General features: G+C 69.9%; 13 protein-coding genes. 9 read left to right on the top strand and 4 right to left on the bottom strand.

Annotated elements, in window-relative coordinates:
* From VGL30_RS06085 to rodA, 8 genes are all read left to right on the top strand, one after another.
* The coding region (locus tag VGL30_RS06085) for a TVP38/TMEM64 family protein (protein ID WP_331537850.1) at window positions 1–369 on the top strand (369 nt) is incomplete at its 5' end.
* Between the two features lie 152 nt (window positions 370–521).
* Window positions 522–2093 (top strand): 2-isopropylmalate synthase, encoded by a 1572-nt coding sequence (locus VGL30_RS06080; protein WP_331537848.1) that lies wholly within the window; start codon window positions 522–524, stop codon window positions 2091–2093.
* A 90-nt stretch (window positions 2094–2183) separates the two neighbouring features.
* On the top strand, window positions 2184–3065 hold the full coding sequence (locus VGL30_RS06075; RefSeq protein WP_331537846.1) for an EamA family transporter: 882 nt from the start codon (window positions 2184–2186) through the stop codon (window positions 3063–3065).
* A 240-nt stretch (window positions 3066–3305) separates the two neighbouring features.
* Window positions 3306–4349, top strand: coding sequence for a rod shape-determining protein (locus tag VGL30_RS06070; RefSeq protein ID WP_331537844.1), 1044 nt, complete (start codon window positions 3306–3308; stop codon window positions 4347–4349).
* Between the two features lie 67 nt (window positions 4350–4416).
* The gene (mreC, locus tag VGL30_RS06065) at window positions 4417–5625 is read left to right on the top strand and encodes a rod shape-determining protein MreC (RefSeq protein ID WP_331537842.1); all 1209 of its coding nucleotides are present in this window, start codon (window positions 4417–4419) and stop codon (window positions 5623–5625) included.
* Entirely contained in the window at window positions 5622–6134 is a 513-nt protein-coding gene (locus VGL30_RS06060) for a hypothetical protein (RefSeq protein ID WP_331537840.1), read from the top strand. The genes mreC and VGL30_RS06060 overlap by 4 nt, the downstream gene beginning before the upstream one ends.
* Before the next feature lie 13 nt (window positions 6135–6147).
* Window positions 6148–8127, top strand: coding sequence for a penicillin-binding protein 2 (gene mrdA, locus VGL30_RS06055; RefSeq protein ID WP_331537838.1), 1980 nt, complete (start codon window positions 6148–6150; stop codon window positions 8125–8127).
* Entirely contained in the window at window positions 8124–9278 is a 1155-nt protein-coding gene (gene rodA / locus VGL30_RS06050; RefSeq protein WP_331537836.1) for a rod shape-determining protein RodA, read from the top strand. The genes mrdA and rodA overlap by 4 nt, the downstream gene beginning before the upstream one ends.
* A 310-nt stretch (window positions 9279–9588) precedes the next feature.
* Here the strand turns inward: rodA and pip are convergent, their stop codons facing one another.
* Window positions 9589–10581, bottom strand: a complete 993-nt coding sequence (pip, locus tag VGL30_RS06045; protein WP_331537834.1) for a prolyl aminopeptidase — start codon at window positions 10579–10581, stop codon at window positions 9589–9591.
* Between the two features lie 78 nt (window positions 10582–10659).
* Here pip and VGL30_RS06040 point away from each other — a divergent pair, with 78 nt between their 5' ends.
* Window positions 10660–11871, top strand: coding sequence for a multidrug effflux MFS transporter (locus VGL30_RS06040; protein WP_331537832.1), 1212 nt, complete (start codon window positions 10660–10662; stop codon window positions 11869–11871).
* On the opposite strand, the gene VGL30_RS06035 is transcribed toward VGL30_RS06040, so the two are convergent.
* The 3 genes from VGL30_RS06035 to cysD all read right to left on the bottom strand — a co-directional run bounded on the left by VGL30_RS06035 (window position 11862) and on the right by cysD (window position 15203).
* Window positions 11862–12242, bottom strand: coding sequence for a DUF423 domain-containing protein (locus tag VGL30_RS06035; RefSeq protein WP_331537830.1), 381 nt, complete (start codon window positions 12240–12242; stop codon window positions 11862–11864). The genes VGL30_RS06040 and VGL30_RS06035 overlap by 10 nt on opposite strands.
* Before the next feature lie 130 nt (window positions 12243–12372).
* Complete coding sequence (gene cysN, locus VGL30_RS06030; RefSeq protein ID WP_331537827.1) at window positions 12373–14277, bottom strand: sulfate adenylyltransferase subunit CysN; 1905 nt, start codon at window positions 14275–14277, stop codon at window positions 12373–12375.
* Window positions 14277–15203, bottom strand: a complete 927-nt coding sequence (cysD, locus tag VGL30_RS06025) for a sulfate adenylyltransferase subunit CysD (RefSeq protein WP_331537826.1) — start codon at window positions 15201–15203, stop codon at window positions 14277–14279. Before cysD ends, cysN begins: the two co-directional genes overlap by 1 nt.
* Window positions 15204–15314: the final 111 nt, after the last annotated feature.

The following is a 15314-nucleotide window of genomic DNA, read 5'->3' as shown; positions in this document are numbered from 1 at the left end:
GTCGGCGGCCAGAAGCTGAAGACCTTCATGGCCATGATCGGCCAGAACGGCTTCCTCGCCAGCCTGATCGTCCGCCTGGTCCCCTCCGCTCCCTTCGTGGTGGTCAACATGGCCGCCGGCATGACGCCCATGCGTTTCTCGGCCTTCGCGCTCGGAGCCGCGATCGGCATCGTCCCCAAGATCCTGCTGACCGTGATGGCCGGCCATTCGGTGCTCCACGCCCGCTCCGGTCAGCTCTGGGCCAACCTCGGCCTGTTCGGGCTGGCGCTCCTGATCTGGATCGGCGCCGGCCTCTGGGCGCGGCGCTGGATGCGAGTTCGGGAAGCGGAGGTCGCGCCTGAGGTTGCCCAAAGCGCCGAACACCAATAGATAGTCCGGCCATGCGCCGCATTCGCGACAGCCTGCTTCTTATTTCGCTGGGGCTTAGGAGCCCCTGGGCGTCCGTCTAGCCGCGCGCCTCGCGGCCGACGCTCAGGGGATTGCTCGTTCCTCCCCAAAGCAGCACCGCGAAGGACCTTGATATGACCGCCCCCACCATCGACGCCGCCAAGGATCGCGTCGTCATCTTCGACACCACCATGCGCGACGGCGAGCAGTCGCCCGGCGCCTCCATGTCGCTGGAGGAGAAGCTGGAGCTCGCCAAGACCCTGGAGGAGATGCGCGTCGACGTGATCGAGGCCGGTTTCCCCATCGCCTCCAACGGCGACTTCGAGGCCGTGCGCCGGATCTCCGAGATCGTCACCGAAAGCACCGTCTGCGGCCTGGCCCGCGCCGGGGCCGGCGACATCGACCGCTGCGCCGAGGCGATCCGGCCGGCCAGGCGAGGGCGCATCCACACCTTCATCTCCACCAGTCCGGTGCACATGAAGTGGAAGCTGCAGATGGAGCCGGAGACCGTGCTGGACCTGGTCTTCAAGTCCGTCACCCACGCCCGCAACCTGTGCGGCGACGTGGAGTGGTCCGCCGAGGACGCCACCCGCACCGAGCGCGACTTCCTGCGCCGCTGCGTCGAGGCCGCGATCCGCGCCGGCGCGACCACGATCAACATCCCCGACACGGTGGGCTACACCTATCCGTCGGAGTATGCGGACATCTTCCGCGACCTGATCGACAACGTGCCCGGCGCCGACCGGGTGGTCTTCTCCACCCATTGCCACAACGACCTGGGCCTGGCCGTGGCCAACAGCCTGTCGGGCGTCCAGGCCGGCGCACGGCAGGTGGAGGTGGCGATCAACGGCATCGGCGAACGGGCCGGCAACGCCGCGCTCGAGGAGATCGTCATGGCCTTGAAGGTGCGCGGCGACCGCCTGCCGTTCCACACCGGGGTCGATCCGCAGCAGATCACCCGCGCCAGCCGCTACGTCTCGGCGATCACCGGTTTCCCGGTGCAGTTCAACAAGGCCATCGTCGGCAAGAACGCCTTCGCCCACGAGAGCGGCATCCACCAGGACGGGATGCTGAAGAACGCCGAGACCTACGAGATCATGCGGCCCGAGGACGTGGGGCAGGGCGCCACCAACCTGGTGATGGGCAAGCACTCCGGCCGCCACGCCTTCCGCGAGAAGCTGAAGGCCCTGGGCTACGACCTGGGCCAGAACGCGCTCAACGAGGCTTTCCAGCGCTTCAAGGATCTGGCCGACAAGAAGAAGCACGTCTTCGACGACGACCTGGTCGCGCTGGTGGACGATGCGCTGGCCTCCGGCTCCGACCGCATCCAGGTGAAGAGCCTGCGGGTGATCGCCGGCACCGAGGGCCCGCAGCAGGCCGAGCTGACCGTCACCGTCGACGGGGTCGAGCGTTCGACGGCGGCCACCGGCGACGGGCCGGTGGACGCGGTGTTCAACGCGATCCACGAGGCCGTGCCGCACACCGCGACCCTGCGCCTCTTCCAGGTGCACGCGGTGACCGAGGGCACCGACGCCCAGGCGCAGGTCTCGGTGCGGCTGGAGGAGGAGGGCCGCATCGCCACCGGCCAGGCCGCCGACACCGACACGCTCACGGCTTCGGCCAAGGCCTACGTCAACGCCTTGAACAACCTCTTCGCCCGCAAGGAGAAGAGCGCCCCGGAGGCCAAGGTCGCCAGCGGCTTCTAGCTGCACCGCCAGAACGCCGCATGCGACGGCCCGGGCCCCCGCGGGGTCCGGCTCCGCCGGCCTGCGCCCTTATCCTGAAGCGAGCGACCGATGCTCTGGATCTTCCTGACGGCCGCCGCCGGCCCGTTGCAGGTGGCGCGCAACGCCCTGCAGCGCGGGCTGGTGGACGACGCCGGCCCCTGGGGCGCCACCCTGGTGCGCTTCCTGTTCGGCCTGCCGTTCTCCCTGGCGATCTTCGCCGTCGTGGCGCTGCTCACCCCCGGCGCGCATCCTGACTTCCAGGCCAGGTTCTGGCTGTGGGCCTCGGTGGGCGCCCTGGCCCAGGTGGGGGCCGCCGCCGCCCTGCTGGTGGCCATGCGGCGGGCGGGCTTCGCCGTCGCTACCGCCATGCAGCAGTCGTCGCTGCCGCTGGCCGCCGTCTTCGGCCTCCTCCTGTTCGGCGACCGGTTGAGCCCCGCCGCCTGGGCCGGCGTCGCCGCCGCCACCTTGGGCGTCGCCGTCCTCTCCTGGCCGCGCAGCGCCGCGGCGACGGGCGCCTTCGCCGGCGGCCTGCTGGGCGCGCTCTCCGGCGGGGCCTTCGCCATCGCGCTGAACGCCTACCGCCAGTCCGGCCTGGCGCTGGAGCCGGCTCATCCGATCTACGCGGGAACCGCCGGCGTCTGCGTCGCCCAGGCCCTGCAGTCCCTGACGCTCCTCCTGGCGCTGGCCGCCACGCGGCCGCGCGCGCTCGCGGCCGTGGCGGCTTCCTGGCGCCAGTCGCTGGGCGCGGGCTTCTTCGGCTCGGCGGCCTCGGCCTGCTGGTTCGCCGCGCTCGCCCAGGCGCCGGCGGCCATGGTGCGCGCCGTGGGCGTCATCGAGATCCCCTTCGCGGCCCTCGCCGGCGCCCGCCTGTTCAGGGAGCGGCTGACCCTCGCTCAGGCGCTGGGCGCCCTGCTGGCCGCGGCAGGCGTGGCGGCCACGGCGCTCGGCTGATGCGCCGGAGCACGGGAAATCGTTAACCATCCGCTGGTACAAACGCTCCCGGAGTCCTGGCGACACCGGCGGCGAGCCGCCTGGGTGCGCGGGGACGCCGCATAGCGTCCTTTAGCCTTGAAATGAACTGAATGGCAGGGCACAGGACGAGAGTTCCGTAAACGAAGGCTGGGGCGCTCCGGGGGGAAGCGATTCGGCGTTCGTGCCCCAAGAAATGCCCCTCATTGACCAGGGCCCTGCATGATCTCGTCCCTCTTCGGCGCCATCTCGAACGACATCGCCATCGATCTCGGAACGGCCAACACCCTCATTTACATGAAGGGCAAGGGCATCGTCCTGAACGAGCCCTCCGTGGTCGCCCTGCGCAACGTCGGCGGCCGCAAGGTGGTGCATGCGGTGGGCATCGAGGCCAAGCAGATGCTGGGCCGCACGCCCGGCCACATGGAAGCCATCCGCCCCATGCGCGACGGGGTGATCGCCGACTTCGAAGTCGCCGAAGAGATGATCAAGTACTTCATCCGCAAGGTTCACAACCGCAAGGGCTTCGTGAACCCCAAGGTCATCGTCTGCGTGCCGTCGGGCGCCACCGCCGTCGAGCGCCGGGCGATCAACGATTCCTGCCTCAACGCCGGCGGCCGCCGCGTGGGCCTGATCGACGAGCCGATGGCCGCGGCGATCGGCGCGGGCCTGCCGATCCACGAGCCCACCGGCTCGATGGTGGTGGACATCGGCGGCGGCACCACCGAGGTGGCGGTGCTCTCGCTCTCCGGCATCGTCTATTCGCGCTCGGTCCGCGTCGGCGGCGACAAGATGGACGAGGCGATCATTTCCTACATGCGCCGCAACCATAACCTGCTGATCGGCGAGACCACCGCCGAGCGGATCAAGAAGGAGATCGGCACCGCCCGGGCGCCGGCCGACGGCGAGGGCCTGTCCATCGAGGTCAAGGGCCGCGACCTGATGCAGGGCGTTCCGCGCGAAGTGCGCATCAGCGAGAAGCAGGCCTCCGACGCGCTGGCCGAGCCGGTCGGCCAGATCGTCGACGCGGTGAAGATGGCGCTGGAGGCCACCCCGCCGGAGCTCGCCTCGGACATCGCCGACAAGGGCATCATGCTGACCGGCGGCGGCGCGCTGCTGCGCGGCCTCGACGCCGAGATCCGCGACCACACCGGCCTGCCGGTGACCGTGGCCGACGACCCGTTGTCCTGCGTCGCCCTCGGCTGCGGCAAAGTGCTCGAGCATCCGAAATGGATGAAGGGCGTGCTTGAGAGCACCCTGGCGTAGTACCGTACGAATCGCTCGGTTTTGCGGGCGGCGAGGCCGCCTTCGGAGCCGGTTGGAGCGATGCTAGGTGGCCTTTCGGGACAATCCGCTCGGTGAACTGAAGGTCCCGCTCACCTGGACGGCGGCGGTGGCGCTGATCGTGGCCGCCATCGTGGCCATCGCCTTCCTGGCCACCGACCGCCGCGGCTCCTTCCAGGCCGAAGCCTACGGCGCCTCGCGCAAGGTGGGCGACGCGGTGGCCGTTCCCGTGGGCGGCGTGCTGGCCGGTCCGACCCGCTGGACCGGCGCGGGGATCGAGGCCGTCAAGGGCTACTTCTTCGCCGTCTCCGAGAACCGCCGCCTGAAGGCCGAGCTGAAGGACGCCGGACAGTGGAAGGACGCCGCGCTGGCCCTGCGCGACGTCAACGACCGCTACCGCACCCTGCTGGGCATGAAGACCGACCCGCCGATCCCGATGATCTCCGCCCGGATCGTCAGCGACGTGCGCGGTCCCTTCGCCAACACCCGCCTGGCCAATGTGGGCGAGGAGAAGGGGGTCAGGCCCGGCTATCCGGTGATGAGCGAGAACGGCCTGGTGGGCCGCATCATCGGCGTGACCACCGGCGCGAGCCGGGTCCTGTTGCTCACCGACATCGCCTCGCGCACTCCGGTGATGATCGACCGCACCAACGCCCGGGCGATCCTGACGGGCGACGGCGGTCCCAATCCCAAGCTCGACTACCTGCGCGGCCAGGACCCGGTGCGTGCGGGCGACCGCATCGTCACCTCCGGCGACGGCGGCGTATTGCCGCGCGGCCTGCCGGTGGGCACGGCCGCCAGGGGGCTCGACGGCCGCTGGCGCGTGGTGCTGGCCTCGGACACGGCTCCGGTGGACTTCGTGCGCATCCTGGCCTTCCAGGACTTCGCCCAGCTCGCCAACCAGAAGGAGCTGGACCGGATGCCCGTGCCGCCGCCGCCCACCGGCGGCGCGGCCACCATCGGCGTCGTCGGCCAGCCCGGCGCCGCCCCCGCCGGCGCGACGACGCCTGCAGCCCCCGCCGCGCCCAAGCCGCTGGCCGCCAAGCCTGCAGCGCCGGCCGTCGCCACGCCCAAGCCCTCCGCCGCCAAGCCGCCCGTCTCGGTCGTCGCGCCCAGGCCTGCGGCGGCGAAGCCGCCAGGGCCGAAACCGCTGCAGCCGAAGCCGCATGCGCCGAAGCCTGCGGCGGCGAAGCCTGAGGAGCCGTCCGCGGCCTCGCCGTCCCCGCCGCCCGCCGCCCCGGAAGAACCGCCCCTATGAGCACCGGCGCGGCGACGCTCGCCCCCTGGCGCTGGATCGGCGTCCCGATGCTGCAATGCCTGGCCCTGACGGTGTTGCTGGCCATTCCGCTGCGGGTTTTCGGCCTGCAGCTTCCCGAGCCGATCTGGGCCGTCTGGCCGGTGTTCGCCTGGGCGATGATCCGCCCTTCGATCCTGGCCCCCTTCGCCGTGCTGGCGACGGGCCTGTTCCTCGACATCTTCTGGGGTTGCCCGATGGGCTTCTGGGCGCTGTCGTTGCTCGTCGCCTACGGCGTGGTGCTGGGGGCGCGCAGCATGATGATCGGGCAGGGCACGCCGATGATGTGGGCCTGGTTCGCCACGGTCACCGCCATCGCCATGGCGACGGCCGCCTTCGTGGCGCTGCTGGCGACCCGGTCGACGCCGTCGCTCCCGACCCTGCTTTGGCAATTCCTCGCCACAATCATTTTATATCCCCTGGCGCATCGGCTGATCGAACGGTTCGAAGACGCCGACGTTCGGTTCCGGTAGGGGCGCCGGTCTCATGGCTCAGCCATCCATCTTCTTCGCCGAGGTCAACGAGAAGCAGGGGGTGTTCCACCGCCGCGCCTTCCTGATGGGCGGCTTCGCCGGCGCCAGCCTGCTGGCGCTGGGCGGGCGGCTGGCGCAGCTGCAGCTCGTCGAGGCGCAGCGCTACGAGAAGCTCTCCGCCTCCAACCAGTTCAACTTCAAGCTGGTGCCCCCGCCGCGCGGCCTGATCATCGACCGTAACGGCGCGGTGCTGGCGTCCAACCGGCCGAACTTCCGGCTGCTGGTGGTGCGCGACAAGGGCCTCGACACCCCCGGCACCCTCAAGACCCTGGCCAACTTCGTGCCGCTGGACGACCAGCGCCAGGCCCGGCTGCTGCGCGAGTTCGCCCGCACGCCCCGGCGCGTGCCCGTCGCGGTCATGGAGGACATGACCTGGGACCAGTTCTCCGCCATCAACGTCCGCGCGCCCGAGCTGGCCGGCGTCACCGCCGACATGGGGGAGGTGCGGGTCTATCCGCACGGCGGGGCCTTCGCCCACGTGATCGGCTACGTGGCCAAGGTCAACAAGGACGACCTCACCGAGACCGGTCCCAACTCCGAGCCGATCATGCTCAATCCGGGCTTCCGTATCGGCAAGCAGGGGGTCGAGAAGGCGTTCGATCTCGACCTGCGCGGCAAGCCGGGCGCCCAGAAGGTGGAGGTGGACGCCAACGGCCACGAGGTGCGTCAGGACCCGGAGGGCGACATCCACGCCGTGCCGGGAAAGGTGATCCAGCTCACCCTCGACGTCGACATCCAGAACCGCGCCATGGAGGTGTTCGGCGAGGAGAGCGGCGCCGCGGTGATGATGGACTGCCGCACCGGCGACATCCTCTGCATGTTCTCCGGGCCCAGCTTCGACGCCAACCGGTTCGTCCGCGGCCTGACCGGCGCCGAGTACCGGGCGCTCGCCACCTACGAGCGCAAGCCGTTGTTCAACAAGGCGCTGACCGCCACCTACCCGCCGGGCTCGACCTTCAAGACCATGGTGGCGCTCACCGCCCTGGAGAACGGCGTCGACCCCAACACCACCTACGTCTGCAACGGCGCCTGGCCGTGGGGCGGCCGGGTCTGGCACTGCGACCAGCACCATGGCGCGCAGAACATGCACAGCGCGATTTCAACGTCTTGCGACATTTTCTTCTACCACACGGCGCTGGGCCTGGGCCCCGACAAGATCGCGGCCACGGCGCGCAAGTTCGGCCTTGGCCAGATCTTCGACATCGGCATCCCCGGCCAGAAGGCCGGCCTGGTGCCGGACACCGCCTACAAGCGGCGGACCTTCAAGAACGACCCGGTCTGGCATCCCGGTGAGACGCCCAGCATGGGCATCGGCCAGGGCTACACCCACCTGAACCCCCTGCAGCTCTGCGTCATGGTCTCGCGCCTGGCGAACGGCAAGAAGGCGCTGCACCCGCGGCTTGTCCGCTCCATCGGCGGCGTGGAGCTTCCGCCGGGGAACTCGTTCGAGGACCTGGCGGTCGATCCGGCGCACATCGATTTCGTGCGCGCCGCCATGGCGGAGGTCACCAGCACGGGCACCGCGGCGCGTGTCGCCGACCTTGGCCTCGGGCCGATCAAGATGGCGGGAAAGACCGGCACGGCGCAGGCCTACTCCTATGGCGGGGGGCGGGGCGCCCACGGGGCCGTCGGCGAGTGGAAGCTGCGCGACCACGCCTGGTTCGTGGCCTTCGCGCCCTACGACGATCCACGCTACGCCTGCTCCGTCCTGGTGGAGCACGGGGGCTTCGGCGCCTCCGCCGCCGCCCCCCGGGCGCGCGAGATCATGCGCGTGGCCCTCCTGAAGGACCCGCAGATCCGCGCCCGCGTCGAGCAGCCGCTGCCCATGCCGGCCATTTCGCCGGACACGCCGGACGAGGGCGGCGTCCCGCAGGCGCCGACCCCGATCGCGCCCACCTCCATCCCGCCTCCCGCCACAGGAGCGACCACATGACGGTCTCGGCCCTGACCCGGCCCGGCGAACGCGACCGGCTGATCGTCAAGCTGGGGGAGGTGGACTGGTTCTTCTGCCTGGTCCTCTGCCTGATCGCCGGGGCTGGGGCCCTGATGCTGTTCTCCATCGCCGGCTCGTCCTGGATGCCCTGGGCCGCCCCGCACCTGGCGCGCTTCGGCCTCTGCTTCCTGCTGATGATCGTGCTGGCGATGATCGACCTTCGGGTCTGGTTCGCGCTCTCCTACCCGATCTACGGCGTAGGCCTGCTGCTGCTGGTGGCGGTGGCGGCCGTGGGCGAGGTGTCGATGGGCGCCCAGCGCTGGCTGAACCTCGGCGTCGTGCGGCTGCAGCCGTCCGAAATCATGAAGATCGGCCTCGTGCTCGCCCTGGCCCGCTTCTACCACGGCCAGTCGGGCAAGCATGCGCGGCTGTCCTGGTGGCTGCTGGTCCCTGCGGCGCTGATCGGCGCGCCGGTGGTGCTGGTCATGCACCAGCCCGACCTCGGGACGGCGATCCTCCTGGCCCTCACCGGCGGGGCCATCGTGGTGCTGGCCGGCCTCTCCTGGCGGGTCATCGCTGCGGCCGTGGCGGCGTTCGCGGTAGCGGTCCCGCCGTTGGTGCTGTTCGTGCTGCACGATTACCAGCGCAAGCGGGTGCTGAACTTCCTCAATCCCGAGAGCGATCCCTCCGGGTCCGGCTACCACGCACTCCAGTCGAAGATCGCCCTGGGCTCGGGGGGGCTGCTGGGCAAGGGCTACGGCCTGGGCTCGCAGAGCCAGCTCAACTTCCTGCCGGAGAAGCAGACCGACTTCATCTTCGCCGCCCTCGCCGAGGAGTTCGGCTTCGTGGGCTGCATCTCGTTGCTGCTGCTCTACGCGGCGGTGATCTTCATGGCCCTGCGCACCGCCTACATCGCCCACAGCCACTTCGGGCGGCTCTCCGCGGCGGGGGCCACCATCACCTTCACCCTCTACGTGCTGATCAACGGCGCCATGACCATGGGCCTCGCTCCGGTCGTGGGCGTGCCCATGCCGCTGCTCTCCTACGGCGGGACGGTCATGGTCACGGTGATGATCGGCTTCGGCCTCGTCCAATGCGTCCGCGTCAACCGCTACACCGAAGTCACCAGCGGCAAGGGCGCGCTGCTGTAGGGCCTAGCTCCCTTCGCCCTGGAGGGGAAGGGAGAGCCCGATCCTCATGTCCAGTTCGTGATGTTCCCTATATGTTCTTGCCGATCCGCGCCGCTTAGGCTAGGCTGTCTGGCGCCGACCCGCACGTCCCGTAGGCGCTATTCGCGCGCGCCGGAGCCTTGCAAGCCGTTGACCGGTCAACACCCCCAGTAACACCTCGGAGATCACTCAAGATCTTGATTCCACGCCCATTTCAACAAACGCAGAGGTGTTGTTCGCCACCCGAAAAAAGTGTTTACCACCGAAAGGCTAGCCGGGCCCGGCGGCCTCGTCAGACCGCCAGCGCCTGATCCGTCGCCCGCACCAGGGCGTCGACGATGCCGGGTTCCGTCGAAGCGTGGCCCGCGTCCCAGACGACGTTGAACCGCGCCTCCGGCCAGGCGGTCTTCAGGCTCCAGGCGGCGTCCATCGGCGTCACCACGTCGAACCGGCCCTGCACGATCCAGCCCGGCGTCTTGCGGATCGCGCTGATGTTCCTGAGCAGCCAGCCGTCCTCCGGGAAGAAGCCCTGGTTGGCGAAGAAGTGGCACTCGATCCGGGCGAAGGCGATGGCGAAGTCGATCTCGTTGAACTTGGACGGTCGCGCCTCGGGCCCGCGGATCGAGATGGTGTCCCCCTCCCACTGGCTCCAGGCGGCGGCGGCCTGGGCCTGCACCCGGCGGTCCGGGTCGGTCAGCCGACGGTGGTAGGCGGCCACCATGTCGTCGCGCTCCTCGCGGGGGATCGGCGCGCAGAACTTGGCCCAGGCGTCGGGGAACAGCATGGAAGCCCCCTCCTGGTAGAACCAGCGCAGCTCGCGCTGGGTCAGCAGGAACACGCCGCGCAGGATCAGCCCCTCCACCCGCTCGGGGTGGGTGATGGCGTAGGCCAGCGCCAGGGTCGAGCCCCAGGAGCCGCCGAACACCGTCCATTTCTCGACGCCCAGGTGGACCCTGAGCCGCTCGATGTCCTCGATCAGCGACCAGGTGGTGTTGTCCTCGAGGCTGGCGTTCGGCCGCGACCGGCCGCAGCCGCGCTGGTCGAACAACGCCATGCGCCAGCGCCGGGGGTCGAAGAACCGCCGCATCGTCGGGTTGATCGCTCCGCCCGGGCCGCCGTGCAGGATGACGCAGGGCTTGCCGTCCCGCTTGCCGCACTCCTCGTAGAAGATCTCGTGCGGACCGCCCGTGGGCAGCCACCCGTAATTGAACGGGTCGTTTTCCGCGAAAAGCCCCCGCCGGTTCAGGGAGGAGGAGACGGCGGGTGCGGGCGTGTTGCGTTCCATTGCGGCCAGTCTAGCGCCAGAAGCGGCGGACAGGCCAGGGCGGCTTCACCTGAGCGCAAACCTCGTTAGAAGGACCCGATGACCGCCGCCGCAATAGACAGACCGAAGACGCCCTGGGGCACGGTGGTCATGCTGGGGGCGCTCTCCGGCTTTGCGCCCCTGTCGCTCGACCTCTACCTGCCCAGCCTGCCGATGATCGGCCGGGCGCTGCACGCCCCCGCCGGCCAGACCCAGACCACGGTGGCGGCCTTCATCTTCGGCATGGCGGTGGGTCAGCTGTTCTATGGGCCGGCGTCGGACAGGCTGGGGCGCCGTCCGCCGGTGATCGCCGGCGTGGTGATCTTCGTGGCGGCCTCCGTGCTGTGCGCCATGGCCACCGACATCCGCGTGCTGATCGCCGCCCGCTTCGTCCAGGCCCTGGGCGGCTGCGCGGGCGCGGTGGTGGCGCGGGCGATCGTGCGCGACCGGTTCGGCCCGGCCGAGACCGCCCGGATGCTGTCGCTGATGATGCTGATCATGGGCGTCGCCCCGATCCTGGCGCCGATGCTGGGCGGCTATCTGATCACGCTGTGGGGGTGGCGGTCCTGCTTCTGGGTCCTGACGGCGTTCGGCGTGGTGATGGGCATGGTGGCCCTGCTCCGCCTGCCGGAATCGCGATCGGCCGAGACGCTGGCCCGGGCCAGCGCCGAGAACCCGCTGCAGGCCTACCTGGTGCTGCTGCGGCACCGTCGGGTGCTGGGCTACGCCCTCTGCTCGGCCCTGAACGGATTGATCCTGTTCACCTACATATCCGCCGCCCCCGGCCTGATCATCGGCCAGTACGGGATCTCACCCGCCCATTTCGGCTGGGTGTTCGGGCTCAACGCCTCGGCGCTGATCGGCGCGAGCCAGTTGAACCGGCGTCTCCTGCGGCGGATGAGCGCCGACCAGGTGCTGCTCCGGGCCACCGCGGCGGCCACGGTGCTGGGCGCGCTGCTGGCGCTGGCCGCCATGACCGGCTTCGGCGGGCCGTGGACCTTCCTGCCGCTCCTGTTCGCGCTGCTGGGCAGCTTCGGCTTCATGCAGGGCAACGCCATGGCCGGCGCGCTGAACGCCGACCCGATGCGAAGCGGGGCGATCTCCTCGCTGCTGGGGGCGGCCTCGTTCATCATGGGCGCGCTGGGCGCGACGCTCGCCGGCGTCCTGGAGGACGGTACGCCCCGCCCCATGGCCTTGATCATATTCGCCGCCGGCGCGGGATCGGCCGTCGTGCTGCGTGCGCTGGCGCCGCCCGTCCGGGCTCAGGCCTGACCGGGATCGACGCCGCGCGCCGCCCAGGCCAGCACCGCCCAGCCGATCAGGAACAGGGCCCCGCCGGCCGGCGTCACCGCCCCCAGCCAGCGCGGCGCGCCCAGCGCCAGGGCGTAGAGCGAGCCGGAGAACAGCGCCACGCCGGACAGGAAGAAGGCTGGGGCGAACCGCGCCCGCCGCGCGCCTACCTGCATGAAGATGGCGCAGGCCAGGGTCGCCATGGCGTGCACGAAGCCGTACGTCGCCCCGGTGCGCAGCCACTCCTGGGCCTTGGGGTCCCGGACGCCGTGGGCCGCGAAGGCGCCCGCCGCCACGGCCACGAACCCGGCGGCGGCGGCCAGGGTCATCCAGTTGCGTCGCGTCCAGAACATCGGGCTGAAAGATCCGCCTTTGCCCCCGTGGCGCGGCGACCTTACCCTGCGGCGCAGATGCGGCAAGGCGCTGGCCATGGACCTGGGCGGCTCACGCCGACGAGGCGCCTCGTCGTCCGGGGCGAGGGCGTCAGATCACCGGGTCGAAGCCGCCGTCGAGCAGGTCGGCGATCGCCTCGGCGGCCTGCTCTGGCGTCATCCGGGTGGTGTCGATGTGCATCTCGGGGCGCTCCGGCGCCTCGTAGGGGGAATCGATGCCGGTGAAGTTCTTCAGCTCCCCCGCCCGGGCCTTCTTGTAGAGGCCCTTCACGTCGCGGGATTCTGCGACGCTGAGCGGCGTGTCCACGAACACCTCCATGAATTCCCCCTCGCCCAGCAGTTCGCGGGCCATCCGCCGTTCGGCGCGGAAGGGGGAGATGAAGGAGACCAGCACGATCAGGCCGGCGTCGACCATCAGCTTGGCCACCTCGGCGACCCTGCGGATGTTCTCGACCCGGTCGGCGTCGGTGAAGCCGAGGTCGCGGTTGAGGCCGTGGCGGACGTTGTCGCCGTCCAGGACGTAGGTGTGGCGGCCGTTGGCGTGCAGCCGCTTCTCCACCAGGTTGGCGATGGTGGACTTGCCCGAGCCGGAGAGGCCGGTGAGCCACACGACGCGGCCCTGCTGGCCCTTCTGCTGGGCGCGGGCGTCCCTGTTCACGGACAGCGCCTGCCAATGGATGTTCTGGCTGCGGCGCAGGGCGAAGTGCAGCATGCCGGCCCCGACCGTGCGGTTGGAGATGCGGTCGATGAGGATGAAGCCGCCCAGGTCGTGGTTCTCGACGTAGGCGTCGAAGGCGATCGCCGCGTCGAGGGAGAGGTTGCAGACGCCGATCTCGTTGAGCTCCAGCCGCTTGGCGGCCAGCCGCTCCAGGGTGTTCACGTTGATCTTGTACTTGGGCTCGGAGACACTGGCGCTCACGGTGCGGGCGCCGAGCTTCAGGAGGTAGGGCCGGCCCGGCAGCAGGGCCTCGTCGTCCATCCAGACGATGGTGGCCTCGAACTGGTCGGCGACGGGAGCCGGCGAGCTTGCCGCGGCCAGCACGTCGCCGCGGCTGACGTCCACTTCGTCGGCGAGGGTGACGGTGACGGACTGGCCGGCCACCGCCAGCTCCAGGTCGCCGTCCTGGGTGACGATGCGGGCGACCGCGCTCTCGCGCCCCGAAGGGAGCACCTTCAACCGGTCGCCGGGGCGCAGCATGCCCGAGGAGATGAAGCCGGAGAAGCCGCGAAAGTCGAGGTTGGGGCGGTTCACCCACTGCACCGGCATGCGGAACGGCTTGTCGCGCAACGCATCCTCGACCGGCAGGATCTCCAGCAGCGGCAGGAGGGCGGGGCCCTTGTACCAGGGGGCCGCGGCGCTGGGCTCGGTGATGTTGTCGCCGCGCAGGGCCGAGACCGGGATGGCGGTGAAATCGCCCAGGCCGATGCGTTCGGCGAAGGCGCCGTAGTCGGCGAGGATCTGCTCGAAGGTCTGCTGCGACCAGCCCACCAGGTCCATCTTGTTGATCGCCAGCACCACGTGGCGGATGCCCAGCAGGTTTACGAGGTAGCTGTGGCGCCGCGTCTGGGTGAGCACGCCCTTGCGCGCGTCGATCAGGATCACGGCGGCGTCGGCGGTGGACGCTCCGGTGACCATGTTGCGGGTGTACTGCTCGTGGCCGGGGGTGTCGGCGACGATGAACTTGCGCTTGTCGGTGGAGAAGAACCGGTAGGCGACGTCGATGGTGATGCCCTGCTCGCGCTCGGCGGCGAGGCCGTCGACCAGCAGGGCGAAGTCGATCTCATCGCCCTGGGTGCCGAGCTTCCTGGAATCCGCCTCCAGCGCCGCGAGCTGATCCTCGAAGATCATCTTGGAATCGTAGAGCAGGCGGCCGATCAGGGTCGACTTGCCGTCGTCCACCGAGCCGCAGGTGAGGAAGCGCAGCAGGCTCTTGTGCTCGTGGGCCTGGAGGTAGCCCTCGATGTCCTCTGCGATCATGTCGCTGACATGGGCCATCAGAAGTAGCCTTCCTGTTTCTTCTTCTCCATCGAGGCGGCCTGGTCGTGGTCGATCTTGCGGCCCTGCCGCTCCGAGGTGGTGGTGAGCAGCATCTCCTGGATGATCTCGGGCAGAGTGGCGGCGGTGGACTCCACCGCCCCGGTCAGCGGGTAGCAGCCCAGGGTGCGGAAGCGCACCGACTTCATCATCGGCGTTTCCCCCGGCTCCAGCGGCATGCGCTCGTCGTCGACCATGATCAGGGCGCCGTCGCGCTCCACCACCGGCCGCACCTGCGAGAAGTAGAGCGGGACGATGGGGATGTTCTGCAGGTGGATGTACTGCCAGATGTCGAGCTCGGTCCAATTGGAGATCGGAAAGGCGCGGAAGTTCTCCCCCTGGCCCTTGCGGGTGTTGTAGAGCTGCCAGAGCTCCGGCCGCTGGTTCTTGGGGTCCCAGCGGTGCTGGGCGGAGCGGAACGACAGGATGCGCTCCTTGGCGCGGCTTTTCTCCTCGTCGCGGCGGCCGCCGCCGAAGGCCGCGTCGAAGCCGTACTGGTCCAGCGCCTGCTTCAGCCCCTCGGTCTTCCAGATGTCGGTGTGCAGGGCCGAGCCGTGGTCGAACGGGTTGATGTTGCGGGCCACCGCCTCCGGGTTCTTGTGCACCAGGAGCTCGAAGCCCTGCTCCTGGGCCATGCGGTCGCGCATCTCGTACATGTCCCGGAACTTCCAGGTCGTGTCGACGTGCAGCAGCGGGAAGGGCAGGCGCGACGGATAGAAGGCCTTGGCGGCGAGGTGCAGCATCACCGCCGAGTCCTTGCCGATGGAATAGAGCATCACCGGCCGTTCGCACTCGGCGACGACCTCGCGAAAGATCTGGATGCTCTCGGCCTCCAGCCTTTGCAGGTGGGTAAGATCGGGCGCTGACAGGGCGCTGGTCCTGGACATGGGTGCGGGAGCTGGGGTGACGCGGACGTCCATACAGGGCCTTCCGACAACTAGAAAAAATCCGCCCGTCGCTATGCGGCGCGCGGAGGGGCCCTGGGCGTCACTTAGTCG

The organism is Phenylobacterium sp. (assembly GCF_036502675.1).
Lineage (GTDB): Bacteria > Pseudomonadota > Alphaproteobacteria > Caulobacterales > Caulobacteraceae > Phenylobacterium.
The sequence above is the reverse complement of the archived record's forward strand: the minus strand, read 5'-3'. Positions and strand labels throughout refer to the sequence as shown.

Excerpts from the sequence above, each read along its gene's own strand:
- VGL30_RS06080 (WP_331537848.1), top strand. The coding sequence starts at position 522 with ATGACCGCCCCCACCATCGACGCCGCCAAGGATCGCGTCGTCATCTTC.
- VGL30_RS06075 (WP_331537846.1), top strand. The coding sequence starts at position 2,184 with ATGCTCTGGATCTTCCTGACGGCCGCCGCCGGCCCGTTGCAGGTGGCG.
- VGL30_RS06070 (WP_331537844.1), top strand. The coding sequence starts at position 3,306 with ATGATCTCGTCCCTCTTCGGCGCCATCTCGAACGACATCGCCATCGAT.
- VGL30_RS06060 (WP_331537840.1), top strand. The coding sequence starts at position 5,622 with ATGAGCACCGGCGCGGCGACGCTCGCCCCCTGGCGCTGGATCGGCGTC.
- mrdA (WP_331537838.1), top strand. The coding sequence starts at position 6,148 with ATGGCTCAGCCATCCATCTTCTTCGCCGAGGTCAACGAGAAGCAGGGG.
- rodA (WP_331537836.1), top strand. The coding sequence starts at position 8,124 with ATGACGGTCTCGGCCCTGACCCGGCCCGGCGAACGCGACCGGCTGATC.
- pip (WP_331537834.1), bottom strand. The coding sequence starts at position 10,581 with ATGGAACGCAACACGCCCGCACCCGCCGTCTCCTCCTCCCTGAACCGG.
- VGL30_RS06040 (WP_331537832.1), top strand. The coding sequence starts at position 10,660 with ATGACCGCCGCCGCAATAGACAGACCGAAGACGCCCTGGGGCACGGTG.
- VGL30_RS06035 (WP_331537830.1), bottom strand. The coding sequence starts at position 12,242 with ATGTTCTGGACGCGACGCAACTGGATGACCCTGGCCGCCGCCGCCGGG.
- cysN (WP_331537827.1), bottom strand. The coding sequence starts at position 14,277 with ATGGCCCATGTCAGCGACATGATCGCAGAGGACATCGAGGGCTACCTC.
- cysD (WP_331537826.1), bottom strand. The coding sequence starts at position 15,203 with ATGTCCAGGACCAGCGCCCTGTCAGCGCCCGATCTTACCCACCTGCAA.